The organism is Oleiphilus sp. HI0123, from assembly GCF_001635315.1.
On the sequence record NZ_LWGE01000359.1, the window covers coordinates 1 to 289 of the forward strand.

The following is a 289-nucleotide window of genomic DNA, read 5'->3' on the forward strand; positions in this document are numbered from 1 at the left end:
CACTGACTACCACCCTGAAACTGAAAAATTCTTACAACGAAATACCGAACTTAATAGCGACGCCGACATCACCTTTGAACGTATAGACTGGGCTAAAGATAATGATAGCTTAGGCCTTTTCGACCTGATCATTGGTAGCGATATATTATATGAAGACGAACACATTAGCTTATTAGCTAATTTCTTTGAAAGACACTCCAAGCCAACAAGTGAGGTCATTTTGGTAGATCCTGGGCGCGGCAAAAAAAACAAACTCAGCAAACGAATGATTGACTTTGGTTTTAGCTCA

The 289-nt window shown here is 39.8% G+C and carries 1 protein-coding gene; it reads left to right on the top strand.

Going from position 1 to position 289, the window contains the following annotated elements:
* The coding region (locus tag A3761_RS03430) for a protein N-lysine methyltransferase family protein (RefSeq protein WP_231881139.1) at nucleotides 1–289 on the top strand (289 nt) is incomplete at both ends.